We start from the raw sequence: 21,985 nt of genomic DNA, 5'->3' as shown, positions 1-21,985 counted from the left end.
CTCCTGTCAGCGTGTCTACAGCATCACCACGAACAGGGTCGCTCCCGATGGACAGGGTCGGTGAGGATAGACCCATGAACGTTTTGCCATCGGGTGAGCAGTGGGTCCTTCGCGGCGGCGGGTTCGAGGCGACCGTGGTGAGTGTCGGGGGCGGGGTGCGGGAGCTGACGTACGACGGACGGCCGGTCCTGCTCGGGTACGCCGAGGACGAGGCCGCGCACGCCGGGCTCGGGCAGCACCTGTTCCCGTGGCCGAACCGGATCACCGACGGGCAGTACACGTTCGACGGCGCCGACCAGCAGCTGTACCTGACCGAGCCCGCCCGGCAGAACGCCATCCACGGCCTGACCCGCTGGGCCAACTGGACCCGCGCCGACGACGGCTCGGACCCGGCGGTCGTCGTCGCGACCCACCGCCTGCACGGCCAGCCCGGCTACCCCCACCAACTCGACCTACGCCTCACCTACGAGCTCACCGACCGCCTCACGGTCACCGCGGTCGCGACGAACATCGGCAGGAGTGCGGCGCCGTACGGCTACGGAGCACATCCGTATCTGACCGTCGGGCGCGTGATCGACGACTGTGTCCTCGAGTTCACCGCGGCCGATCGCCTCGAAGTGTCCGCCGACCGGATGACCCCGACGGGCCTTGCGCCGGTCGCCGGGTCGCCGTACGACTTCAGCGGTGGCCGGCTGATCGGGGAGACCTCGATCGACAACGCCTTCACCGGGCTGGATGCCGAGTGGTCCGTTGCGCTGACCGACCCGGACAGCGGCGCGCGCTCCGTGCTGACCGGTGACACGCCGTGGATGCAGCTGTTCACCGGCGAAGCGGTCGGCCGTACGGCGCTCGCGGTCGAGCCGATGACCTGCCCGCCGGACGCGTTCCGCACCGGTCAGGACCTGGTCGTCCTCGCGCCGGGCGAATCGCACACGACTAGTTTTCAGGTGTCCGTCTAGGACCCGCGCCATGTTCGCGGGCGACCGCCGCCAGCTGCTTGGCGGCCCGGGTCGCCCGCGCGCCCTCGGCGGCCTGGACCGCCAGGATGCCGATCCGGTTGTCGTCGGCATCGAACAGCTGCAGCCACGCGTCCCCGGGCCGGAAGCGCAGCGCGGTGACCTCTGACCAGGTCAGCGTGTAGGACTTGAACACGTTCCGGATCCGCAGCCGGTCCGGGTACGCGGTCACCCGCAGCGTCGACATCCGGTAGAGGATCCAGAGCACGGCGCCGAAGAACGCCAGCAGGGTGATCCGCTGGAACCAGTCGAACGTGGCGCGGTCCTCCGGCGACAACCGGAACCAGATCACCCCGAACACGGCGATCAACGACAACCCCATGCCGGCCGCCATCGCCGCCACGATCCGCGGATGGAACGCGTACACGCTGTCTGTCGACCCGGACATGACGGCAGGCTTCAGATCCGGCACGCGTGGATGTCGGTGGTGAGGATCGCGCGGGCGCCGACCTCCCAGAGCTGGTCCATCAGCCGCTGCGCCTCGGCCCGCCGGACCATGACGCGGACGGCGACCCAGCCCTGCCGGTGCAGCGGCGAGACGGTCGGCGACTCCAGACCGGGCGCGACCGCGGTGGCGGCGTCCACGTCCTCGGCGCGGATGTCGTAGTCCATCATCACGTAGTTGCGCGCGATCAGGACGCCCTCGAGCCGGCGGACGAGCTGCTGCAGACCGTTCGCCGGGGTCTCCACGCCGTGCCGCTTGATCAGCACTCCCTCGGACTGCAGGATCGGCTCCCCGAACACCTCGAGCCCGGCCTGGCGCAGCGTCGTCCCGGTCTCCACGACGTCGGCGATCACGTCCGCGACGCCCAGCTGGACGGCCGACTCCACGGCGCCGTCGAGACGCACGACCGAAGCGTCGACCCCGTTCTCGGCCAGGTGGTCCTGCAGCACCCCGGCGTACGACGTGGCGATCCGCTTGCCGGCCAGGTCCTTCACGGAGTCCGCGACCCCGGGCCGGCCGGCGAACCGGAACGTGGACGAGCCGAACCCGAGGCCCATGATCACGTCCGCGTCGGCGTGCGAGTCGAGCACCAGGTCGCGGCCGGAGATGCCGACGTCGAGCGTGCCCTCGCCGACATACACGGCGATGTCACGCGGACGGAGGTAGTAGAACTCGACCTCGTTGGCCGCGTCGGTGAGAGTGAGGTCCTTGGTGCTCCGGCGCTGCTTGTAGCCGGCCTCGACGAGCATCTCGGTGGCGGCTTCGCTCAGCGAGCCCTTGTTCGGTACTGCGACGCGCAGCATGGCGACTGACCCTTTCTGGGGTTGTGAACCGGTGATCTGCGGGAGGTGCTCCTACAGATGTCGGTACACGTCGTCGAGCTCCAGGCCGAGCGCGTGCATCATCACCTGGGCGTGGTAGAGCAGCTGGGACAGCTCCTCCGCGGCCCGCTCCTTGCTCTCGTACTCGGCGGCCATCCAGGACTCGGCGGCTTCCTCGACCAGCTTCTTGCCGATCGCGTGCACGCCGGCATCCAGCGCCGCCACGGTCCCGGAACCCTCCGGCCGTGTCGCCGCCTTCTCACCCAGCTCGGCAAACAGCTCCTCAAAACTCTTCATCGCGCGCCCAGCCTACGGGTCCTGGTCGCGCGGCCCGCCGCCAGGTCCGGTGGGCGGACCTTCGCCGTGCGTTACTGGGACATGGACAGACCGACGCAGATCTCGGTGATGCTGGCGGTATCCGACGCCCCGGCCGCCGCACGCTGGTACGCACAGGCGCTCGGCGCCGTCGAACTGTGGAACCTGGGCAGCGTGATCGGCCTGAGCGTCGGCGGCGCCCCGCTGTTCCTCGGTGAGCCCGGGAACAACATCTGGGACACGCCCGCGGCGACCGGCGCCCCCACGGTGCGGGTCGAGGTGTTCGTGGACGACCCGGACGGCTTCGTCCAGCGTGCCGTCGAGGCGGGCGCGGACGGGAGCTTCGACCCGGTCCGCGATCACGCCGTGCCCTGGGGGACGCATCGGCAGGGGTCGTTCCTGGACCCGTTCGGGCACCTGTGGTTCGTCGGCGACCGGTCGCCGCTAGGTCCCGGCGAGCGCGGCTGACCGGCTGCGGGGCGGTGAGTGCGCGTCGACGTACCAGTCGTGCCGCTCGGACAGCAACTGCTTGATCATTGCGTAGTCGACCGTGTCGTCGGGGGTGCGCAGGTGGTACGGCGGCGGGTAGAACGCGTCGCCGAGGAGGGCGACACCGTCGGCGAGGACGATGAGGGAGTCGGGCGCGTGGTTGCCGCCGACATGCCGCAGTACGACGTCGTTCGGCAGCGTGAGCGGGTCGTCGAAGGTCTCGTCCGGGAGGACGATGCGGAAATCGGTCCAGTCGGGGACGGCCAGGGCGCGGGCGCGGAAACTCGGGCCGAGCTTCGGATCAGCCTCGACCTGGTCGTGCAGGTAGCGGTGGCTCCAGGGGCGCTCGGCTTCCTTGGCCAGCAGGTCGACGGCGGTGGAGTGTGCGATGACGGTGACGTCCGGCCAGGCGCAGGCGCCCCAGGTGTGGTCCCAGTGGTGGTGCGTGTAGACGAGCCACCTCGGCGCGGGCAGTCCAGCCGCCTCGATCGCCGTACCGACGGCGCGGGCGTGCTCGGGGCTGTTGCCGGCGTCGACGAGCACGCTGCCGCGCTCGTCGGCGATCACGGCGACGGACGGGCGGATCGCGTCGGGATCCGGGTCGTGCGGGTGGATCCAGACCCGGCCGGCCAGGTGCTGCAGCATGTGGCCGACGATAGCTGGATGCACAGTCCACGGAGAGCCCGCGATCTCGGCGTCGTCGTCGGAACGCTGCCCACCGGGCCGCTCAACGCGATCACCGACGTACCCGGCGTGCTCGTCGGCCAGACCACGATCACCGGCGACGGGCTGAACACCGGCGTGACCGCGATCGTCCCGGCCGGCTGGGCGGCCGGCCTGCCGGCCGCGGTTGCTGTCGGCAACGGGTACGGGAAGCTGGTCGGGACGACGCAGATCGACGAGCTCGGCGTGATCGAGACCCCGGTCCTGCTCACCGGGACCCTCAGCACGTTCCGCGTCGCCGACGCGCTGATCACCTGGCTCCTGGACCGCAACCCACGAACCACCAGCCTCAACCCGATCGTCGGCGAAACCAACGACGGCTACCTCTCCGACATCCGCCGCCGTCCCATCACTCCCGCGCTCGTCCACGAAGCCCTCGAGACCGCCTCGCCCGCTCTCCCCGCCGAAGGCTGCGTCGGAGCCGGCACCGGCACGACCGCGCTCGGCTTCAAGGCGGGCATCGGTACGGCGTCACGTTCTCTGACATCGGGGCAAACGGTCGGGGTCCTGGTGCAGGCCAACTTCTCCGGGCTGCTGACCGTGCTCGGCCGGCCGGTACCGGCGCCCCCGATCGACGCGGACGGCAACTCCTGCATGATCGTCGTGGCGACCGACCTCCCGCTGGACTCGCGCCAGCTGGGGCGCCTGGCGAGGCGGGCGATCTTCGCGATGGGCCGCGTCGGCTCCGACTACGCGCCCGGCAGCGGCGACTACGCGATCGCCTTCACCACCGCCGGTACGCCGGACTACGCCGACGACGACCTCCGCGGCCCGTTCCAGGCAGTCACCGAATCGGTCGAAGAAGCCCTGCTCAACTCACTGACCATGGCTCGAACCACCACCGGCTTCCAGGGGCGCACCGCCCAGGCCGTCCCCCACGACCTCATCACCGACCGACTCGGACCTCGCTGATGGCCGGCGAACTCGACCGGCCGCCGCTGCGCTGACGCACGGATGCCCCGACCAGCAGCCCGAACGCCGCCACCGCCGCGACCGTACGCACCGCATGTGCGATCTGCCAACGATCACGGACGCCCGCCCAGTCCGCCGGCGGCTGCTGGACCGACCACGACAACTGGTCCGAGTTGATCGGCAGGTTCACCGCCAGTGTCGTCACGAACACGATCACCAGTAAGGCGACCGCGGCGATCGTCGACCGTCGACCGTTGCCGCGGCTCCAGATCACCGCCGCCACGGTCGTGACGATCGCCGGTATCAGCGTCACCGACGCGAGCTTGTCCAGCGAGTCCAGCTCGACCAGACGCACCTGGGTGTAGACGGCAGCGCCGAACGAGCGCAGCGAGGTCTCGAGCACCATCACACACACCAGGAATCCGGCGAACAACCCGCTGAAGAACAAGCTCACCCCACGCAGCACCATCAGTACCCCACCCCGATCGGCTGACCAACGGTTGCCGGGTCGTCGAGCACCGCCAGCATCAGATGCGCCGCGTCCGCGCGCGAGAGGGAGTAACTCCGCGGCACCGTGCCGCCGACAACAGTCCGGTAGCGGCCCGTCAACGGCTTGTTGGTCAGCTTCGGCGGCCGCACGATCGTCCAGTCCGTCACGCTCGCCCGGATGTCTGCCTCCATCACCCGAAGGTCGGCGTACACGTCCGCGGCGAACGCGTTGATCGCCGGATAGAGCAGCCGCCGGTTCAGAAAGCCCTCGTCCGCCGGGATCGGCCCGAGCGGCGCAGCGCTCACCGCGACGAACCGCCGTACCCCGGTCGCCTCCATCGCGCCCAGGATCGACTGCGTACTGCGCGACGCGACCGGCCCGTCCTTCCGGCCGCGCGGCCCCACTCCCGAAATCACCGCCGTACTGCCGTCGACCGCCTCGCGCAGCGTCTCCGCCGCATCCAGCCCCGGCACCCGTACCACCTCCAGCGACGGGTGCTCCAGCTCGAACGCGGACGCCGTCCGCACCACCGCCGTCACCTTGTGACCCGCATCGAGCGCCTGCCGTACGACGTGGCCGCCGATCCCGCCCGTCGCGCCGAACACCGTGATCCTCATCGCGCCTCCTCTTCCGTTATCCATATAGTACGAAACTCGTAATATATGGGAAAGACGGAATCGGGTGATGCGCGCCACCGTGGGGCTCAGGAGTAGAGCCGAAGGATCCTGCGGGCCAGCGCGGCGATCTCCGCCCGCAGCTCGGGCGGTTCGAGGACCTCGACCGCGTCGCCGAACCGGCTCAGCGACGCGGCGGCGTTGCCGATCGACTCGATCGGGATCGTGACCACGACACTCCCGTCGGGCTCCGGCGTCGCCGCGGCGACCGCCTTGACGAGCGTCGGGTACGAGACGTCGTACATCCTGCCCGCGAGCCGCGCCGCCACCCGGACGACGGCGTCGCCGGTGAAACGCTGGCGGTCGAAGCCCGTCAGGTGGTTCTGCCAGAAGTGCGCGAGGTGGAAGTCGGTCGCCCGCTCGAACGCCTCGTCGGTCGGCGTCAGCTCGAGGATGTTGGAGACGCGATACGTCCGCAGCCCGCCCGGCGTGGACGCCACCACGTACCAGCTGCCGTTCTTCAGGACCAGTCCGTACGGCTCGAGGACCCGTTCGACCTCGCGAGGCTCCTCCCAACGCCGGTACCGGACCCACACCCGGCGGTCGTGGAGCACGGCGTCGGCGATCGCGGACAGGTGCGGCGAGTCCTCGGCGTCCTGGTACCAGGCGGGCAGGTCGAGGTGAAAGCGGTTCTTCAGCCGACCGGCGCGATCCCGCTGATCGGGAGCCAGCGCTGCCAGCAGTTTGAGTTCGGCGGCGCTCGTCTCCGCGGTCAGCCCGAGCGCCGCGGCCGCGCCCGGCATACCGACGAGGAACAGTGCGGCCGCTTCCTGTTCGGTGAGACCGGTCAGGCGGGTGCGGTAGCCCTCGACCAGGCGATACCCGCCTGCTCGCCCCTGGTCGGCGTACACCGGAACTCCCGCCGCGGCGAGCGCCTCGACGTCGCGATAGATCGTCCGCAGCGAAACCTCCAGCTCGTCGGCGAGCTCACGCGCGGTCAACCGCCGGCGCGTCTGCAGCAACAGCAGGATCGACAACAGCCGGCTCGAACGCATACTCCGAGGTTAGTCCTGATCGCTGCCATGGGTTGTCAGGTTTTGGTCGCAGGCTGGCACCATGACGACTTGGACCAAGGTGACCGGCGATTTCGACTTCCTCAACGGGTACTTCGACGTCCACCACCGCACGCTGAAGCAGGCGTTCGCGGGGTGCGACGAGTGGCTCGAGTACGACGGGACCACGACCGCCCGCACGTACTTCGACGGGCAGATCAGCATCGACGAGATGCGGTTCCCGACCAAAGGCTCGTACGGGCTGTCGCTCCGGCTGTTCGATCCCGAGTCGCGGCAGTGGAGCATCTGGTGGGTCGACAGCCGGACGATGCAGCTGTACCCGCCGGTGCACGGCGGCTGGTCGGAGGACGGCTCACGTTGCCGCCTGGTCGGTGAGGACTCGCACGAGGGGCAGCCGATCCTCTGCAGCTACGAGTGGTCCGACATCACCGCTGAGACCGCGCACTGGGAGCAGGCGTACTCCAACGACGGCGGCGAGACGTGGGAGACCAACTGGATCATGGACTTCACGCGACGCTCCACTCCCCCGCCGGCCTTGGAGCTGCCGAAATTGACCGACGACTTCGACTTCCTCGTCGGCCGCTGGTCCTTCCACAACCGGCGCCGGCGTCCGGTGCTCGGGGAGCCGTTCGAGTGGTACGAACACGACGCGACGATGGAGGCCACCACGTACTTCGACGGCGCGATCAGCTTCGACGAAGGCTGGTTCCCGAGCGAAGGCTTCCGCGGGGCGACCTTCCGCCTCTACGACCCCGAGGCCAAAACCTGGTCCATCCACTGGATCAACAGCCAGCGCGGCCGCCTCGAAACCCCCGTCATCGGCTCCTTCACCCCCGACGGCACCGGCACCTTCGAAGGCCCCGACGACTGGAACGGCCAACCCATCGACGTCCGCTTCCTCTGGACCCCCGGCACCGACAACGCCGCCTGGGAACAGTCCTTCTCCACCGACGGCGGCCAATCCTGGACCACGAACTGGTTCATGGAACACACCCGCGTCGACTGAGGTCTATGAACAAGCAATGGGGTCGGTGAACAGGTTATTAGCTGTTCACCGACCCCATAGGGTGTCCCATGAGCTCAGGTTCGTCCTACCCCAGTTGGCGGACGGCGGCCAAGGTCGAGAGGGCTGCCTGGGTGGCTTCGTAGCCTTTGTCTTCTCGGCTGTCGGGGAGGCCGGCTCGGTCCAGGGCCTGGGGGTCGTTGTCGCAGGTGAGGACGCCGAAGCCGACGGGGACGCCGGTGCTGACGCCGACCTGCATGAGGCCTTCGGTCGCCGCCTGGCAGACATATTCGAAGTGCGGGGTGTCGCCGCGGATCACCACGCCGAGCGCGACCACGGCGTCGTACCCGGACTTCGCGGCGTGCAGGGCCGCCACGGGGAGTTCGAACGATCCGGGCACGCGGATGACGGCGTGGTCGGTGACGCCGGAGTCCTCCAGTGCGCGGAGGGCGCCGGCGAGCAGGCCGTCGGTGACTTTGGGGTGCCACTGGGCGGCGACGATCGCGACCCGGGCGCCGTCCACGCGGGGTGCCTCGATGGTGGGTGCTCCACTGCCCGACATCAGCCGGCTCCGTTCTCTTCGGTCAACACGCCACCTGGCAGGTGGTGGCCCATCCGGTCGCGCTTGGTGCGCAGGTACCGCAGGTTGTGCTCGGTCGGGTCGATGAAGATCCCGCGGCGCTCGACGACGTCGATGCCGTACCCCTGGACGCCCGCGAGCTTGTCGGGGTTGTTCGTCAGCAACCGCGCCGACGTCACCCCGAGGTCGGCGAGGATCTGCGCCCCGGTGCCGTAGTCGCGCGCGTCGGCCGGCAATCCGAGGTCCAGGTTCGCGTCGACGGTGTCCCGCCCGGCGTCCTGCAACTCGTACGCCTGCAGCTTGTGCAGCAGCCCGATCCCGCGCCCTTCATGGCCGCGCAGATAAACGACGACACCACCCTCGGCAGCGACTTGCCGAAGCGCCTCGTCCAACTGCGGCCCGCAGTCGCACCGCAGCGAACCGAACACGTCGCCGGTCAGGCACTCCGAGTGCAGCCGCACCAGCGTCGGCCCGTCCCCGATCTCGCCGCGCACCAGGGCGAGCTGCTCCGACCCGTCCACGACGTTCCGGTAGCCGTGGGCAACGAAATCGCCGTACCGGGTCGGCAGCGTCGTCGTCGCGACCCGCTGGATCTGGGACTCGGTACGACGCCGGTACCGGATCAGGTCGTCGATCGACACCAGCACGAGCCCGTGCTCGTCGGCGAACTCCCGCAGTTCCGGACCGCGCTTCATGGTGCCGTCGTCGTTCACCATCTCCGAAATCACCGCGGCCGGCGTCAACCCGGCCAGCCGCGCCAGGTCGATGGACGCCTCGGTGTGCCCGGGCCGGACCAGTACGCCGCCTTCGCGTCCGCGCAGCGGGAACACGTGTCCCGGCTGCACCAGGTCGTACGGCTCCGAGGCGGAATCGGCCAGCACCCGGATCGTCCGCGCCCGGTCGGCGGCCGAGATTCCGGTGGAGATGCCGTCCCGCGCGTCGACGGAGATCGTGTACGCCGTCCGCATCCGCTCGCGGTTGTGCGGCGTCATCAGGGGGATCCCGAGCCGGTCGAGCTCCGCGCCCTCCATCGGCACGCACACCACACCGGAGCTGTACCGGATCAGGAACGCCAGCAGCTCGGGCGTCGCCTTGGACGCGGCGAAGATCAGGTCGCCCTCGTTCTCGCGGTCCTCGTCGTCGACGACGATCACCGGCCGCCCGGCACGGATCTCCTCGATCGCGTGCTCGATCGTGTCGAGCTTCAGCACGTCACCCATCTAACCCACCACCACCGGTTCAGGAGTCTGGATCCGCTCACGGTTCTGGATCTTCCACCACGACGCGAACCCGAGGACGCAGAAGAGGCCGTACACGATGTACATCGTCGCGGACGGGTAGAACTTGGCCTGCACCAGCAGCGGTACGCCGACCACGTCGACGGCGATCCAGATCAGCCAGAACTCGACGAAGCCGCGCGCCATCCCGTACGTCGCCAGGATCGAGCCGGTGAGGATCCACGCGTCCCACTGCGGGCCCCACGAGCCGAGCTCACGCAGCACGAAATACGAGATCGCGTACAGCACCACGGCGACACCGCCGAGCTCGAGCCGCTCGCGCGCGGTTGCCCAGCGCGGCTGCACAGCCTTGTCGGCGCCGTGGTGCCGGGTCTGGTACCAGCGGTACCACCCGTACAGGCTGACGAGCGCGAAGAACACCTGCCGGCCCGCCTGACCCCAGAGGTCCTTGTCCTGCGGGGTATCGAAGATCCCGCCGACGAAGACCGTGAACAGCAGCACGTTGCCGACGATGCCGACCGGCCACGCCGCGACCAGCCGGCGCATGCCGAACAGTGCGCTGGCCAGACCGAACACGTTGCCGACGATCTCCCGGACGAGCACGGGCGACCCGGCGATCGTCACCTGGGAGTGCAGCAGCCAGTCGATCGCGTTCACTTCTCGCCTCCGTTGTCCTGCCCGGCGCCCGCGGTCAGCAGCCGCTCGACGTACTTCGCGATCACGTCGACCTCGAGGTTGACGGTGTCGCCCACCTTGTTCGCGCCGAGCACGGTCAGCTCCAGCGTGGTCGGGATCAGGCTGACCCCGAACGTGCCGGTCGCGTCGTCGACGTCGGTCACGGTCAGCGACACGCCGTCGATCGCGATCGAGCCCTTCTCGGCGACGTACCGCAGGATCTCCGGGGACGTCGCGACCCGGACGTCCTCCCAGCGCTCCGCCGGGGTCCGGGAGGCGATCGTGCCGGTGCCGTCGACGTGGCCCTGGACGATGTGGCCGCCGAGCCGTTCGTGCGCGGCGACGGCCCGCTCGAGGTTGACCGGCGAGCCCTTCTCCAGACCGCCGAGGCTGGTCCGCTGCAGCGTCTCGCGCATGACGTCGGCGGTGAACAGGCCGCCGCCGTACTCCACCACCGTCAGGCAGCAGCCGTTGACCGCGATCGAGGCGCCGTGCGCGGCGTCCTCGGTCACCTTCGGACCGCGGATGGTGAGCCGCGCGGCGTCACCATCCAGCAGGTCCAGGGACTCGACCGTGCCGAGTTCTTCGATGATGCCGGTGAACATCTACTTTCCTCCCAGAGGAACCAGGGTCAGCCGGACGTCGTCGCCGAGGCGGGTGACGTCCGCTAGCTTGAACCGCCGCAGGTGGTCGATCGATTCCGCGCCGAGGTCGCCGACCGCGGCGTAGCCGGAGCCGAGCACGGCCGGGGCGACGTACGCGACGATCTGGTCGACCAGACCGGCGCGCAGGAACGCGGCGGCCAGCGTCGGGCCGCCTTCGAGCCAGAGATGCCGGATCTGCCGGTCGTCCAGCTGCCGGAGCACCTCGGCGGGATCGTGGGTCGGCAGCAGCAACGTCTCGGCGCGGTCGTTGCGGACGCGCGCGGTCGGCGGGATCTCGCGGTCACCGACGACCACCCGCAGCGGCTGCCGCGCCGCGGGGACGTCGTTCTCGTCGCGGACGGTCAGCTCAGGATCGTCGTTCAGCACCGTCTGGGTGCCGACGACGATCGCGTCGCACTCGGCCCGCAGCCGGTGGACGTCGGCCCGCGCGATCGGGCCGGTGATCCACTTGCTCGTCCCGTCCGGGGCCGCGGACCGCCCGTCCAGCGTCGTCGCGAACTTCCAGGTGACGAACGGGCGCCCGACCCGCACGCTGTGCAGCCAGACGTGGTTGACCGCCTCGGCCTCGTACCGCAGGACCCCTTGCTGGACCTCGATGTTCTTGGCCCGCAGCTTCTCGGCGCCGCCCGCGGCAGTCCGGTTCGGGTCGGGTACGGCGTACACGACGCGCGCGATCCCGGCCTCGATCAGGGCGTCCGCGCACGGACCGGTCCGGCCGGTGTGGTTGCACGGCTCGAGCGTGACGTACGCCGTACCACCGCGGGCGCGGGCGCCGGCCATCCGGAGCGCCTCGACCTCGGCGTGCGGGCCGCCGGCAACGGCATGGAAGCCCTCGCCCACCGGATGCCCGTCGCGGCCGGTGATCACACACCCGACCACCGGGTTGGGATGGGTGCTGCCGACACCCCTCGCAGCCAGCTCGACAGCACGCCTCATCCAGGCGATGTCGATCGGCGACGCGTCGTTCACTGCTCGGGCCCCTCGTCGTCACGGACGCACTCCGGGGCCTCCGGCCGGCACGTCCGCTCCGCCGCCCACCGGAAACCGCGTCGCGTGGGCCGTCACAGCCCACGCTCCGCGCCGTCGGGCGCCAGAGCGCACCCGTCGACCGCGTGCGCCTCCCATCCGGACTTTCACCGTCGGTCCTGGAATTCCACCAGGTCAACCGATCGCCGTACCGCAGCGACCGGGTCGCGGACTGTTACCGCCGGCTCGGAATTACACCGACCCCGGAGCACGCGAGTGGGTTCACTCGTGCTTCAAGTATGCCCTCTGCCGCAACCCGCACCACGACCCAGGTCACATCCTGGTCGACGCCGGCGGCACCAGCCGGCGGGTGAGGGCCAGCGCCGCACCGGCCAGCACGCAGCCGGCGGCCACCGCGAGGATCAGCGGCCGGTACCCGAACGCGCCGGCCACCCCGGCGCCGACGAGCGGCCCGACCGCCTTCGCGATCGTGGTCGGGGTGCCGAGCATCCCGGCGATGGTGCCGAAGCCGCTCGCGCCGTACCGGTCGAGCAGGATCGCCGGGGTCGCGATCGACGACACGCCGAACCCGAGGCCGAACAGCACCAGGCACCCGATCGCCCCGCCGACGTGCGCTCCGACCACGGGCAGCAGCGCGACCGCGACTCCCTGGACGACCAGGATCAGCGCCGTGATCGTCGCCATCGGCAACCACCGGGCGGACACGCTGGCCACCAGCCGCCCGGTCACCGACATCAGGCCGAGCAGCCCCGCCAGGCTCGCCGCCCGCGCCGGCGGGTGGCCCAGACTGACGAGGTAGAGGACCAGGTGGACGGCGATCACGGCCAGCGCCGCGCTGTGTACGACGAATGCGCCGCCGAGCAGCCAGAACCCAGGATCGCGCAGGACCCTGGCCGGTGACTTCGGGTGCCGCATGGTGGCCGGCCGTGGCGCTTGCCGCGGTACGGCGAGGTAGTGCAGCGGGACTGTGGTGACGGCGAGAATGCCGGCCAGGACGACGAGGGCGGAGCGCCAGCCGAGGCTGTGGGCGAGGTAACCGGTGAGCGGGATGAAGATCGAGCTGGCCAGTCCGCCGACCATCGTGATCGTGAGGATCGAATTCGTCCGGGCGGTCGGGGCCGCGACGGCGACCACGACGGCGAAGGCGGGCGGATAGAGGACCATCGCGCAGGCGACGCCGATCAGGACGAAGACGGCGTACAGCTGAACGGTGTTGTGGACCTGCGACCAGCCGAGGACGGCGGCCGCGGCCAGGGCCGAGCCGGACGTCATCAGACCGCGCCCGCCCCGGACGTCCAGCCGTCGACCGACGGGGATCGAGATGAGGCCGCTGACCAGCACGGCGATCGTGGAGGCGCCGACCGCGGTGGTGGTGGAGATGGACAGCTCGTGGCTCATCGGGCCGACGAGGGCGCTGAACGCGTACGTGAGCACGCCGTACCCGACGGTCGTCGTGATCGCCAGCGCGGCGATCAGAAACCGCAGCCGACCCGTCGTCGGCGCGGTGACCACTGACGGATCCATCACCAGAAGTCTTCCACGCCACACGCCCCAGGTCCGGCGAATTACCGCTCAGCGAAAGAGCAGCCAGCCGGCCGTCCCCAACAACCCGATCCCCCCAGCCAAACAAGCCACAGCCACCACCCACAACACCCGACCCCGCCCGGACGACCCGGACGGCGCAATCTGCCCAACGAGCGTGACCTGCCCAACCGGCATGCCCCGCAGGGACGGCGCGGCCTGTCCAGTCGGCCCAACCTGCCCAATCGCCGGACTCTGGCCGGACGGCGCGCCCTGCCCGACCGGCGCAACCTGCCCAACCGGCACACCCCGCGAGGACGGCGAGGACGGCGAGGACGGCGCGGACGGCCCAACCAGCCCGACCGGCCCAACCGGCGTCCCCCGACCAACCGGCGCCGCCTGCCCGGTCGGCATGGCCTGACCGGCCGGTGCGGTCTGGTCTGCCGGTGTGGTCTGGCCTGCCGGTGTGCGGGTGGCCGAGGTTGGCTGGTCGGGTGGTGGGGTGGGGGCCCAGTTGGGTGGGAGTGGTGGGAGTTGGTCGAAGACCTCTGGGGCGTCGGGGGTGTGGGCCCAGGGATCGGTGCCTGGTGATGGGAGGGTGCCGGTTTCGGCGAGGAGGCGGCCGGCTGCGGCGGCGGAGGCGGGCCGGTCGGACGGGTCGGTCGCCGTGAGGGTGCTGATGAAGGTGCCCAAGGGCCCGCCGAGCTCCGGGAGGGGGCCGGTCGCGCCGGGGCGCTCGCCGGTGAGGAGTTCGACGGCGACGGCGCCGACGGCGTACAGGTCCTGGCGCGGGTCGGGGTCCGCACCCGTGAGCTGCTCGGGTGCGAGGTAGCCGGGCGTCCCGAGGACCGTGCTGTGGCGGGTCATCCGGGGCTCGTCGAGCAGACCGGCGACGCCGAAGTCCGACAGGCGCAGGTGCGGCCGCCCCGTCCCGGTGACGTCGAGCAGCAGGTTGGCCGGTTTCACGTCCCGGTGCACGACGCGGGCGGCATGGACCGCGGACAGCGCGTGCAGCAGCTGATCCAGCAGGACGGCTACGTACGCCGGGGGCAGCGGGCCGTGGTCGCCGAGGAGGGTCGCCACCGAACCGCCGCGCACCAGGTCCATCGCGAACACGACCCGGTCGTCGTCCGCGGCCCACCCGTGCGGAGCGACCACGTGCGGATGCTCGATCCGCAGCGACTGCTCCCGGACGAATCGCAGCAGCGTCGCCGCATCGTGCTGGCCGAGAACCTTCGCCGCGACGAAGGTCGCCCGGCGGAGATCCCATGCCCGCCAGACCGAGCCCATCCCGCCCGTCCCGATCAGGTCGATCAGCCGATACCGGCCCGCAAACGCCTCCACCGCCCAGAACTTACCGCCGCAGCCGGACCACCAGCAGCACGCCGACCATCAGGAGCAGCAGGCCCCCACCGCCCAAGCCCGCCACCAGCGCGACCGGCGGACCGGCGTCGCCGTCGACGCGCCCCTGCACCGGACCGCTCGCCTGGTTGGGCTGACCCGGATCCTGGGACGGCGTGGTGCTCGGTGTCACGGACTCGCCGGCGACCGGCGTCGCGCCGTCCACGTACGTCGGTTTGCCCGTGCCTGGAGTGCCGACGAAGCCGACGGTCAGCGTCATCGGAACGGTGAAGGCCGTGTCGTCGGTCTTCCGCGTCATCGACACCGCGACGTAGTACTCCCCCGGCAGCGAGGTCCCGGTGTCCTGGTTGTTCGCCCCGTCGCGGTTCAGGTACCGGATCTCCTTCGTGGTGATCGCCTTGACCGTGCCGTTCGGGTCGAGCACCGTGCGCTTGCCGGCCCCTCCGGGCACCTGCTTCGCGAACACGGCGTACACGTCCTCACCGGTCGGCGAGATCACGTCGAGGTCGACATACCGCCCCACGTCCACTGCCTTCGCGGTCGCCGCGCCGAGCTGCGGCACGGACACCTGTGCCTGGATCCGCTGGCCCCAGTCCGCCTTCACCTTGTACAGCTGGATTTCTCCGGGCATCAGCGTGGTCTTGTAGCTACCGGCGGCGACCAGCGGCGCGTCGGCGAAGCTCGAGCCCGGGACGATCTCGCGCGGCGTCGAACCCGGCATCGGTGTCCACGTCGGGTCACCCGCCTCGGCCGGCAGGTTCGCGGTGGACTCGACGGCCGGCTCCTCGTCGACGCGCAGCTCGTACGGCGCGGACTTCAGTTGGGCGTAGTCCTTGCCGCCGGAGACCGTGAGCACGAGCTGCTCGTCGGTCTCGCACTCCTTCGGGTAGTCGCCGGTCCAGCTCGACGCCGAGCCGGTGGCGATGCCCTGCTCGCCCTCGAACGACAGCGGATAGCTCCAGCCGCACGCCTCACCGCTCAGCGTGTTCAGCTTGACCGCGGCCTCGATCACGGTGCCGCCGGGAACCGGCCGGCGGAAGCTGATCCCCGCGCGCAGCGTCGACTTCGCCATCGTCCGCTTGATCGTGTAGTACTTCGCGGTCCGGTCGGTGCCGAACGTGTCCAGGTAGTGGCCGGGGGCAAGCACCGGTGCCCCCTCCTGCTGCGCGGCCCCGCGCACCGGCGTGCCCGACAGCCGGAACGGCCGGAACGCCCGGGTGGACAATCGGTCAAGCCCCGCCTCCAGGTCGACGGTCGAGTCGGCGTCGTAGTAGTCGCCGCGCCCTTCGCGAGCCACGCACTGGAGCTGGCTGCGCGCCTTCCCGCCGACCCGGAACCCGACGACATCGATCTTCACATCGATGCCCTGCTGGGCGATCGACCGGGCGACCGCACACGGCTCGGGTGCACAAGTGGCCTCACCGTCGGAGACGAGGACGATCGTGCGCTGGCCGACCGGGCCGACGTCCGTGGCGGCCTGCTGGAGCGCGTAAGCGATCGGCGTCTCGCCATAGGGCTTGTACTTGGCGATGGCTGCCTGCAGCTGCGGCCGGTTGCCGGTGCCGATCGGAACGGTGAGCTGGGTGTCGGTGCAGGCGCCGGCCTGCGTGCGCTTGAACACGGTCGCGCCGTACACACGGAGTCCGACCTCGGCGCCGTCCGGCAGCTTGCGCACCACACTCGTCAGCGCTGTCCGCGCGGCCGCGATCTTGGTCTGCCCGTCACCGGCGGGCTCCGCCATCGAGCCGGACGAGTCCAGCACGAGCACGAGCTTGCCACCGCTCGGGGCCGGGTCGGCCAGTGCCGTCGGCGCCGTCAGACCGCCCAGGACGGCGGCGAGCGTGACGGCGAGGAGCGCCCACACCGCGGGGCGGCGGTGAGCCTGGTGAGTCGTCATCGTTGTCCTCCGCTGAGATTCGCTGCCGCAAACCTTGGCAGTTTGCTATCGCAAATGTCAAGTCGGTTCCAGGCTGGAAATTCGGGTTCGCAAATGCGAAGATCTTTGCATGGAGCAGACGGCGCAGAACCTGCAGCAGCAGGTCGAGTTGTACGGCGAGCCGCTCGGCGAGGTGGTCCGGCGGATCACCGCGACGCTCGGCCTGACCCAGGGCGGGCTCGCCCAGGTGATCGGGCTGTCCGCGCCGATGCTCTCGCAGCTGGTCAGCGCGCAGCGGGTGAAGATCGGCAATCCGGCCGTCGTGTCCCGGCTGCGGGCCGTCTCCGAGCTCGCCGACCTGGCGGTGGCCGGCGGCATCGAGCCCGAGCACATCGCGCACGAGCTGGACGGCATCCGCGCCGCCACCAGCGCCTACACCCGGCCGACGACGGCCCACCTCCAGCGATCGGCCGCGGCCGGCCCGCCCGTCGATCCGCCGGCCAGGTTCGTGCGGCCGCTGACGATTCCCGGCGGGCCACCCGACGCGCAAGCACCGTCCGCACGCGCCGTCGTGAGAGAGATCCAGGATCTCTTCCGCGCGGTCGCGTCCGCCGACGAGATCCAGCGGGCAGCCACCGCGGCGGCCGCGGTGTCACCCGGGGTGGCCGAGCTGTTACTTGCCTACGGCACCGGTCGGACCGCGGACGCGCTCGCGCACTATGACCAGCATCACGGCTGATCGCTCTGATATAGCACAACCCGAGTAGACATTCGGCGCCGTCTCACCCTTCGTCGACACGGAATGCGCGTCGTAGCGCTGGTGTTGGCTTGCTGCGGCAGCGGCGAGCCGCCCTGCCTTCGTTGACGTTGTGAGGAGACAGTTGTGCGCGCGTTCGGCGCTTTTCGGCGGGTTGTCGCAGTGGTCGGAGCCATCACCTTGGCGAGCGCGATGGTTGCCTGTGGCAGCAACGGGGACGACGCCGCGGCGGGCGGCCAGGATCTGGGCCTGATGTCGGCGGGCACGCTGCGGATCGGCACGCTCACCGACGCGCCGCCGAACGTGTACGTGAAGGACGGGAAGTTCACCGGCTTCGACAACGACCTGATCACCGCGGTGGCGGCGAAGCTGAACCTGAAGCCCGAGTTCGTCGGGACCGACTTCTCCGCGCTGCTGTCGCAGGTGAACGGCGGCCAGTTCGACCTCGGCAGCTCATCGATCACGGTCACCGAGGCGCGCAAGAAGACGGTTGCTTTTAGCAACGGGTACGACTTCGGCTACCTGGGGTTGAACACCACGAAGGACTCCGGGATCACGTCGTTCGACCAGCTCACCGGCAAGCGGGTCGTGGTGGTGCAGGGCACCGTCCAGGACGACTACGCCACCGGCAAGAACCTGAACCCGGTCCGGGTGCCGAACTACAACGCCGCGCTCGGCCAGCTCAAGGCCGGTACGGCGGACGCCTGGGTCTCACCGGCCGAGATCGGCGAGAAGATGGCCAAGGAGCAGGGCGGCGGCACGGTGATCCTGGCCGCGAAGGAGCTCAGTGACGCGCCGATGGCGTTCGCCGTCGCCAAGAACAACGACAAGCTCCGCGAGGCCGTGAACAAGGCGCTCGACGAGGTCATCGCCGACGGCACCTGGACCAAGCTCGTCGAGCAGTACTATCCGGGCCGCGCCGTACCGGCGAACTTCAAGCCGGGCAGCGGATCGGTCAAGTTCACGGCTCCCAAAGCCTGATGGACATCTGGTCCACCCTGAGTGACACCTTCCTCGACTGGGAGTCGATGAAGGCGGTTCTGCCCGAGATGCTGAAGGTGGGACTGGTCAACACCCTCATCCTGGCGGCTGCCTCGGTCGTGCTGGGCACCCTGCTCGGCATGGTCGTGGCGGTCCTCGCCCTGTCCACGAAGCGCTGGCTGCGCTGGCCCGCGAAGATCTACACCGACATCTTCCGCGGCCTGCCCGCGATCCTGACCATCCTGCTGATCGGCCAGGGCCTGTCGCCGATCACCCGGCACTGGTGGGGCCCGAACCCGTACCCGCTGGGCATCCTCGCGCTCTCGCTGATCGCCGCGGCGTACATCGGCGAGATCTTCCGCTCCGGCATCCAGAGCGTGGAGAAAGGCCAACTCGAGGCCGCCCGGGCGCTCGGCTTCAGCTACACCAGCGGCATGCGGCTGGTCGTCATCCCGCAAGGGGTACGGCGGGTGCTGCCCGCGCTCGTGAACCAGTTCATCGCGCTCGTGAAGGAGTCCAGCCTGGTCTACTTCCTCGGGCTGCTGGCGAGCCAGCGCGAGCTGTTCCGGATCGGGCAGGACGCGGCCGCGACCAACGGCAACCTGTCTCCGCTGCTGCTGGCAGGCATCTTCTACCTGGTGATCACCGTGCCGCTCACGCACCTGGTGAACCACTTCGACAAGCGGCTGCGCGAAGGCCGGCCCGCCGAACCGTCGGGGCCGGAGGACGTCAAGCTGGAGGAGCTCGCCCATGCGAACCATTGAGGCCACGAGCCTGGAGGTGTCCGGCGTCGAGCTGGCCTTCGGCAGCAACAAGGTGCTGCGCGGCGTCGACCTCGCCGTACCGGCCGGGCAGACCGCGTGCGTGATCGGCCCGTCCGGGTCCGGCAAGTCGACGTTGCTGCGCGCGATCAATCGGCTGCTCGAACCGGACGCCGGCGACGTCATGCTAGGCGGCGAGTCGGTACTGCGGGGTGATCCCGACGCCCTGCGGCGCCGGATCGGGATGGTGTTCCAGCACTTCAACCTGTTCCCGCACAAGAGCGTGGTCGACAACATCACGCTGCCGCTGCGCAAGCTCAAGAAGCTCGACGTGGAGGCGGCTCGCGCCGCGGCCCGCGCGCAACTCGAGTTGGTCGGCCTCGAGCGCAAGGCGGACGCCCGGCCCGGGAACCTGTCGGGCGGCCAACAGCAGCGGGTCGCCATCGCGCGGGCGTTGGCGATGGAGCCCGAGGTGATGCTGTTCGACGAGGCCACCTCGGCGCTCGACCCCGAGCTGGTCAAGGGTGTGCTGGCGCTGATGGCCGACCTCGCCGAGACCGGGATGACGATGGTCGTGGTCACCCACGAGATGGGTTTCGCCCGCGAGGTCGCGGACCAGGTCGCCTTCATGGACCACGGCATCGTGGTCGAATCCGGCGCACCCGAGCAGATCTTCGGTGCCGCCGAGTCACCGAGGCTCCGTCAGTTCCTGTCGCAGGTGCTCTGAGAACCTACCCCTGGCGACGGGACTTTGGTGACTGGTCGGCCGATATCCCGGTGGTGACCGCGTTGCCTGCGCCCGCCGTACGGCGCCGTGCACAGCAGGGTCTACAGCCGTGCGGCCGCGCTCGGCAAGAAGATCCGGCTCTGGACCGTCGATCCCCGCGACTGGTCGCGCCCAGGCTCGTCGGTGATCCTTCTGCACGACGGCGCACCCTGAAGGCTCGCGGGTACGTCTTCTACCGGATGTGGTGCGCCTGAGCGTCCGCTATGCGTGATTAATTGACGCGGAAGCGGCGTGGGCGCTGGTTTTCGGCGGCAGTTGGCCAAAGATGCAGTCAGGTCATTGTGAGGATGTGGCCGCCCACCGCCCTGGGGGGAAGATGGACATTCGCTTGACGCGCACGGGGAACAGGGTCATCGGCCTGGCGATGATGATGCTGGTGAGCGCGGTGATCGGCACGGTGGTCGTCGCGGCGGCGAAGTCCCCGGCCAAGCCATCGGCTCAGTCGCCCCTGCCCACTCCACCCGCGTCGGCGGCCCCGGTCGCACCGACCGCGACACCACTGCCGGCGAAGTACGTCGTCCTGACGTTCGACGACGGTCCTGACCTCGCGTACACGCCGAAGGTGCTCGACATCCTCGCGACGTACGACGCCAAGGCGACATTCTTCGAGGTCGGCCAGAGCGTCCGGAAGCATCCAGAGCTGACCAAGCGGATCCACGCCGCCGGCCACAGCGTGCAGAACCACACCTGGACGCACGCCGATCTCCGGCACCTCGGAACGGCGGCCTTCCGGCAGCAGATCACGTCGACGGACCAGGTGATCCAGGCCCAGACCGGCAGTACGCCGGGCTGCCTGCGCCCGCCGTACGGCGGGGTGAGCGCGGCCGTCCGGCAACAGGCCAAGGCTCTCGGCAAGGATCTCGTGGTGTGGACCGTCGACTCGCGGGACTGGACGAAGCCGGGCGCCCCGGCGATCGTCCGGCACGTGCTCGAGAATGTGCAGAACGGCTCGGTCATCCTGATGCACGACGGCGGCGGCAACCGCACCCAGACCCTGGCCGCGCTGCCGGCGATCCTGAAGGCGCTCAAGGCGCAGGGCTACGGGTTCCGCACGCTGACCTGTTAGGCCAGGGCCGTCACCAGCGGTACGACGTCGGCGATCGACTGGACCACGCGGGTCGGGCGGTACGGGAAGCGCTCGACCTCGTGCTCGCCGGTCGAACCGGACAGCACGAGCACGCTGCGCAGGCCTGCCTCGAGACCGCTGATGATGTCGGTGTCCATCCGGTCGCCGATCATCACGGTGGTCTCGGAATGCCCCTCGATCCGGTTCAGCGCACTGCGCATCATCAACGGGTTCGGCTTGCCGACGAAGTACGGCGCGACGCCCGTCGCCCGGGTGATCAGCGCGGCCACCGAGCCGGTCGCCGGCAGCGGGCCCTCCTGCGACGGGCCGGTCGGGTCCGGGTTGGTCGCGATGAACCGCGCACCCTCCGCGATCAGGCGGATCGCCCTGGTGATCGCCTCGAACGAGTACGTCCTGGTCTCGCCGAGGACCACGTAGTCCGGGTCGCGGTCGGTCAGCACGTACCCGATCTCGTGCAGCGCCGTGGTCAGCCCGGCCTCACCGATCACGTACGCCGTCCCGCGCGGACGCTGGTCTTCGAGGAACTGCGCGGTGGCGAGCGCGCTCGTCCAGATCGACGTCTCAGGGATGTCGATGCCCGCGGCAAGCAGGCGGGCGCGCAGGTCGCGCGGGGTGAAGATCGAATTGTTGGTGAGCACCAGGAACTTCTTGCCGGACGCCTGCAGCGCTCCGATGAAGTCACTGGCTCCGGGGATGGCGCGCTCCTCGTGCACGAGGACGCCGTCCATGTCGGTGAGCCAGGTCTCCACCGGTTTGGGGTCGGTCATCCCGTCATCGTAATTTGCCTGACTGGGGCGCAGGGACGGG

At 70.0% G+C, this 21,985-nt stretch carries 26 protein-coding genes and 1 riboswitch; of the genes, 10 read left to right on the top strand and 16 right to left on the bottom strand.

Annotated features, from left to right (window positions below):
• The first annotated feature begins 74 nt into the window (after positions 1-74).
• Positions 75-959 (top strand): aldose 1-epimerase family protein, encoded by an 885-nt coding sequence (locus ABZX12_RS31180; protein ID WP_355699006.1) that lies wholly within the window; start codon positions 75-77, stop codon positions 957-959.
• On the opposite strand, the gene ABZX12_RS31175 is transcribed toward ABZX12_RS31180, so the two are convergent.
• From ABZX12_RS31175 to ABZX12_RS31165, 3 genes are read right to left on the bottom strand one after another with little or no spacing between them, the layout of a single operon-like run.
• Positions 937-1,404, bottom strand: a complete 468-nt coding sequence (locus ABZX12_RS31175) for a PH domain-containing protein (protein ID WP_355699004.1) — start codon at positions 1,402-1,404, stop codon at positions 937-939. The genes ABZX12_RS31180 and ABZX12_RS31175 overlap by 23 nt on opposite strands.
• An 11-nt stretch (positions 1,405-1,415) precedes the next feature.
• A complete protein-coding gene (hisG, locus tag ABZX12_RS31170) occupies positions 1,416-2,264 on the bottom strand; it encodes an ATP phosphoribosyltransferase (RefSeq protein WP_355699002.1) in 849 nt (282 codons plus the stop codon).
• A gap of 51 nt (positions 2,265-2,315) precedes the next feature.
• Complete coding sequence (locus ABZX12_RS31165) at positions 2,316-2,579, bottom strand: phosphoribosyl-ATP diphosphatase (RefSeq protein ID WP_355475986.1); 264 nt, start codon at positions 2,577-2,579, stop codon at positions 2,316-2,318.
• An 81-nt stretch (positions 2,580-2,660) separates the two neighbouring features.
• Here ABZX12_RS31165 and ABZX12_RS31160 point away from each other — a divergent pair, with 81 nt between their 5' ends.
• Complete coding sequence (locus ABZX12_RS31160; RefSeq protein WP_355699000.1) at positions 2,661-3,065, top strand: VOC family protein; 405 nt, start codon at positions 2,661-2,663, stop codon at positions 3,063-3,065.
• Here ABZX12_RS31160 and ABZX12_RS31155 read toward each other — a convergent pair.
• Entirely contained in the window at positions 3,042-3,731 is a 690-nt protein-coding gene (locus ABZX12_RS31155) for an MBL fold metallo-hydrolase (RefSeq protein ID WP_355698998.1), read from the bottom strand. The genes ABZX12_RS31160 and ABZX12_RS31155 overlap by 24 nt on opposite strands.
• An 18-nt stretch (positions 3,732-3,749) precedes the next feature.
• On the opposite strand from ABZX12_RS31155, the gene ABZX12_RS31150 reads away from it, so the two are divergent.
• Positions 3,750-4,721, top strand: coding sequence for a P1 family peptidase (locus ABZX12_RS31150; RefSeq protein WP_355698996.1), 972 nt, complete (start codon positions 3,750-3,752; stop codon positions 4,719-4,721).
• Here ABZX12_RS31150 and ABZX12_RS31145 read toward each other — a convergent pair.
• The 3 genes from ABZX12_RS31145 to ABZX12_RS31135 all read right to left on the bottom strand — a co-directional run bounded on the left by ABZX12_RS31145 (position 4,696) and on the right by ABZX12_RS31135 (position 6,880).
• Complete coding sequence (locus ABZX12_RS31145) at positions 4,696-5,190, bottom strand: anthrone oxygenase family protein (protein WP_355698994.1); 495 nt, start codon at positions 5,188-5,190, stop codon at positions 4,696-4,698. The two genes, ABZX12_RS31150 and ABZX12_RS31145, sit on opposite strands and share 26 nt — an antisense overlap.
• Complete coding sequence (locus ABZX12_RS31140) at positions 5,190-5,828, bottom strand: NAD(P)H-binding protein (protein WP_355698992.1); 639 nt, start codon at positions 5,826-5,828, stop codon at positions 5,190-5,192. Before ABZX12_RS31140 ends, ABZX12_RS31145 begins: the two co-directional genes overlap by 1 nt.
• An 86-nt stretch (positions 5,829-5,914) precedes the next feature.
• Entirely contained in the window at positions 5,915-6,880 is a 966-nt protein-coding gene (locus tag ABZX12_RS31135; RefSeq protein ID WP_355698990.1) for a WYL domain-containing protein, read from the bottom strand.
• 61 nt (positions 6,881-6,941) lie between these two features.
• Between ABZX12_RS31135 and ABZX12_RS31130 the strand changes: the two genes are divergently transcribed.
• Positions 6,942-7,904 carry a hypothetical protein gene (locus tag ABZX12_RS31130; RefSeq protein ID WP_355698988.1) on the top strand — a complete coding sequence of 321 codons (963 nt, stop codon included), beginning with the start codon at positions 6,942-6,944 and terminating at the stop codon, positions 7,902-7,904.
• 85 nt (positions 7,905-7,989) lie between these two features.
• Here the strand turns inward: ABZX12_RS31130 and ribH are convergent, their stop codons facing one another.
• The 8 genes from ribH to ABZX12_RS31090 all read right to left on the bottom strand — a co-directional run bounded on the left by ribH (position 7,990) and on the right by ABZX12_RS31090 (position 16,826).
• A complete protein-coding gene (gene ribH / locus ABZX12_RS31125; protein ID WP_355698986.1) occupies positions 7,990-8,463 on the bottom strand; it encodes a 6,7-dimethyl-8-ribityllumazine synthase in 474 nt (157 codons plus the stop codon).
• Positions 8,463-9,701: a bifunctional 3,4-dihydroxy-2-butanone-4-phosphate synthase/GTP cyclohydrolase II gene (locus tag ABZX12_RS31120; protein WP_355698984.1), complete on the bottom strand. Its 1,239-nt coding sequence runs from the start codon at positions 9,699-9,701 to the stop codon at positions 8,463-8,465. Before ABZX12_RS31120 ends, ribH begins: the two co-directional genes overlap by 1 nt.
• Complete coding sequence (gene pnuC / locus ABZX12_RS31115) at positions 9,702-10,376, bottom strand: nicotinamide riboside transporter PnuC (protein WP_355698982.1); 675 nt, start codon at positions 10,374-10,376, stop codon at positions 9,702-9,704.
• Entirely contained in the window at positions 10,373-10,999 is a 627-nt protein-coding gene (locus ABZX12_RS31110) for a riboflavin synthase (RefSeq protein WP_355698980.1), read from the bottom strand. The genes pnuC and ABZX12_RS31110 overlap by 4 nt, the downstream gene beginning before the upstream one ends.
• Positions 11,000-12,028: a bifunctional diaminohydroxyphosphoribosylaminopyrimidine deaminase/5-amino-6-(5-phosphoribosylamino)uracil reductase RibD gene (ribD, locus tag ABZX12_RS31105; protein ID WP_355698978.1), complete on the bottom strand. Its 1,029-nt coding sequence runs from the start codon at positions 12,026-12,028 to the stop codon at positions 11,000-11,002.
• 139 nt (positions 12,029-12,167) lie between these two features.
• A riboswitch (FMN riboswitch) is annotated at positions 12,168-12,301 on the bottom strand.
• Between the two features lie 57 nt (positions 12,302-12,358).
• Positions 12,359-13,570 carry an MFS transporter gene (locus tag ABZX12_RS31100; protein WP_355698976.1) on the bottom strand — a complete coding sequence of 404 codons (1,212 nt, stop codon included), beginning with the start codon at positions 13,568-13,570 and terminating at the stop codon, positions 12,359-12,361.
• A gap of 48 nt (positions 13,571-13,618) precedes the next feature.
• Entirely contained in the window at positions 13,619-14,911 is a 1,293-nt protein-coding gene (locus ABZX12_RS31095; protein WP_355698974.1) for a protein kinase, read from the bottom strand.
• A 10-nt stretch (positions 14,912-14,921) separates the two neighbouring features.
• Entirely contained in the window at positions 14,922-16,826 is a 1,905-nt protein-coding gene (locus ABZX12_RS31090; RefSeq protein WP_355698973.1) for a VWA domain-containing protein, read from the bottom strand.
• Positions 16,827-16,935: 109 nt separating this feature from the next.
• Here ABZX12_RS31090 and ABZX12_RS31085 point away from each other — a divergent pair, with 109 nt between their 5' ends.
• From ABZX12_RS31085 to ABZX12_RS31060, 6 genes are all read left to right on the top strand, one after another.
• Positions 16,936-17,544: a DNA-binding protein gene (locus tag ABZX12_RS31085; RefSeq protein ID WP_355698971.1), complete on the top strand. Its 609-nt coding sequence runs from the start codon at positions 16,936-16,938 to the stop codon at positions 17,542-17,544.
• A 144-nt stretch (positions 17,545-17,688) separates the two neighbouring features.
• Complete coding sequence (locus ABZX12_RS31080) at positions 17,689-18,543, top strand: ABC transporter substrate-binding protein (protein ID WP_355698970.1); 855 nt, start codon at positions 17,689-17,691, stop codon at positions 18,541-18,543.
• Complete coding sequence (locus ABZX12_RS31075) at positions 18,543-19,307, top strand: amino acid ABC transporter permease (RefSeq protein ID WP_355698968.1); 765 nt, start codon at positions 18,543-18,545, stop codon at positions 19,305-19,307. Before ABZX12_RS31080 ends, ABZX12_RS31075 begins: the two co-directional genes overlap by 1 nt.
• On the top strand, positions 19,294-20,031 hold the full coding sequence (locus tag ABZX12_RS31070; RefSeq protein WP_355698966.1) for an amino acid ABC transporter ATP-binding protein: 738 nt from the start codon (positions 19,294-19,296) through the stop codon (positions 20,029-20,031). The genes ABZX12_RS31075 and ABZX12_RS31070 overlap by 14 nt, the downstream gene beginning before the upstream one ends.
• An 87-nt stretch (positions 20,032-20,118) precedes the next feature.
• Positions 20,119-20,244: a hypothetical protein gene (locus ABZX12_RS31065; RefSeq protein ID WP_355698965.1), complete on the top strand. Its 126-nt coding sequence runs from the start codon at positions 20,119-20,121 to the stop codon at positions 20,242-20,244.
• 175 nt (positions 20,245-20,419) lie between these two features.
• Complete coding sequence (locus ABZX12_RS31060; protein ID WP_355698963.1) at positions 20,420-21,157, top strand: polysaccharide deacetylase family protein; 738 nt, start codon at positions 20,420-20,422, stop codon at positions 21,155-21,157.
• On the opposite strand, the gene ABZX12_RS31055 is transcribed toward ABZX12_RS31060, so the two are convergent.
• Positions 21,154-21,945, bottom strand: coding sequence for an HAD-IIA family hydrolase (locus ABZX12_RS31055; RefSeq protein ID WP_355698961.1), 792 nt, complete (start codon positions 21,943-21,945; stop codon positions 21,154-21,156). The two genes, ABZX12_RS31060 and ABZX12_RS31055, sit on opposite strands and share 4 nt — an antisense overlap.
• Positions 21,946-21,985: the final 40 nt, after the last annotated feature.

The organism is Kribbella sp. NPDC003505 (assembly GCF_040610875.1).
Taxonomy (GTDB): domain Bacteria; phylum Actinomycetota; class Actinomycetes; order Propionibacteriales; family Kribbellaceae; genus Kribbella.
Note: the sequence above shows the minus strand (reverse complement) of the source record. Positions and strands in the feature narration are given on the sequence as shown.

Bases quoted from the DNA above. Each gene is read 5' to 3' on its own strand.
- ABZX12_RS31180 (WP_355699006.1), top strand. From the start codon at position 75: ATGAACGTTTTGCCATCGGGTGAGCAGTGGGTCCTTCGCGGCGGCGGG.
- ABZX12_RS31175 (WP_355699004.1), bottom strand. From the start codon at position 1,404: ATGTCCGGGTCGACAGACAGCGTGTACGCGTTCCATCCGCGGATCGTG.
- hisG (WP_355699002.1), bottom strand. From the start codon at position 2,264: ATGCTGCGCGTCGCAGTACCGAACAAGGGCTCGCTGAGCGAAGCCGCC.
- ABZX12_RS31165 (WP_355475986.1), bottom strand. From the start codon at position 2,579: ATGAAGAGTTTTGAGGAGCTGTTTGCCGAGCTGGGTGAGAAGGCGGCG.
- ABZX12_RS31160 (WP_355699000.1), top strand. From the start codon at position 2,661: ATGGACAGACCGACGCAGATCTCGGTGATGCTGGCGGTATCCGACGCC.
- ABZX12_RS31155 (WP_355698998.1), bottom strand. From the start codon at position 3,731: ATGCTGCAGCACCTGGCCGGCCGGGTCTGGATCCACCCGCACGACCCG.
- ABZX12_RS31150 (WP_355698996.1), top strand. From the start codon at position 3,750: ATGCACAGTCCACGGAGAGCCCGCGATCTCGGCGTCGTCGTCGGAACG.
- ABZX12_RS31145 (WP_355698994.1), bottom strand. From the start codon at position 5,190: ATGGTGCTGCGTGGGGTGAGCTTGTTCTTCAGCGGGTTGTTCGCCGGA.
- ABZX12_RS31140 (WP_355698992.1), bottom strand. From the start codon at position 5,828: ATGAGGATCACGGTGTTCGGCGCGACGGGCGGGATCGGCGGCCACGTC.
- ABZX12_RS31135 (WP_355698990.1), bottom strand. From the start codon at position 6,880: ATGCGTTCGAGCCGGCTGTTGTCGATCCTGCTGTTGCTGCAGACGCGC.
- ABZX12_RS31130 (WP_355698988.1), top strand. From the start codon at position 6,942: ATGACGACTTGGACCAAGGTGACCGGCGATTTCGACTTCCTCAACGGG.
- ribH (WP_355698986.1), bottom strand. From the start codon at position 8,463: ATGTCGGGCAGTGGAGCACCCACCATCGAGGCACCCCGCGTGGACGGC.
- ABZX12_RS31120 (WP_355698984.1), bottom strand. From the start codon at position 9,701: ATGGGTGACGTGCTGAAGCTCGACACGATCGAGCACGCGATCGAGGAG.
- ABZX12_RS31110 (WP_355698980.1), bottom strand. From the start codon at position 10,999: ATGTTCACCGGCATCATCGAAGAACTCGGCACGGTCGAGTCCCTGGAC.
- ABZX12_RS31100 (WP_355698976.1), bottom strand. From the start codon at position 13,570: ATGGATCCGTCAGTGGTCACCGCGCCGACGACGGGTCGGCTGCGGTTT.
- ABZX12_RS31090 (WP_355698973.1), bottom strand. From the start codon at position 16,826: ATGACGACTCACCAGGCTCACCGCCGCCCCGCGGTGTGGGCGCTCCTC.
- ABZX12_RS31085 (WP_355698971.1), top strand. From the start codon at position 16,936: ATGGAGCAGACGGCGCAGAACCTGCAGCAGCAGGTCGAGTTGTACGGC.
- ABZX12_RS31075 (WP_355698968.1), top strand. From the start codon at position 18,543: ATGGACATCTGGTCCACCCTGAGTGACACCTTCCTCGACTGGGAGTCG.
- ABZX12_RS31070 (WP_355698966.1), top strand. From the start codon at position 19,294: ATGCGAACCATTGAGGCCACGAGCCTGGAGGTGTCCGGCGTCGAGCTG.
- ABZX12_RS31055 (WP_355698961.1), bottom strand. From the start codon at position 21,945: ATGACCGACCCCAAACCGGTGGAGACCTGGCTCACCGACATGGACGGC.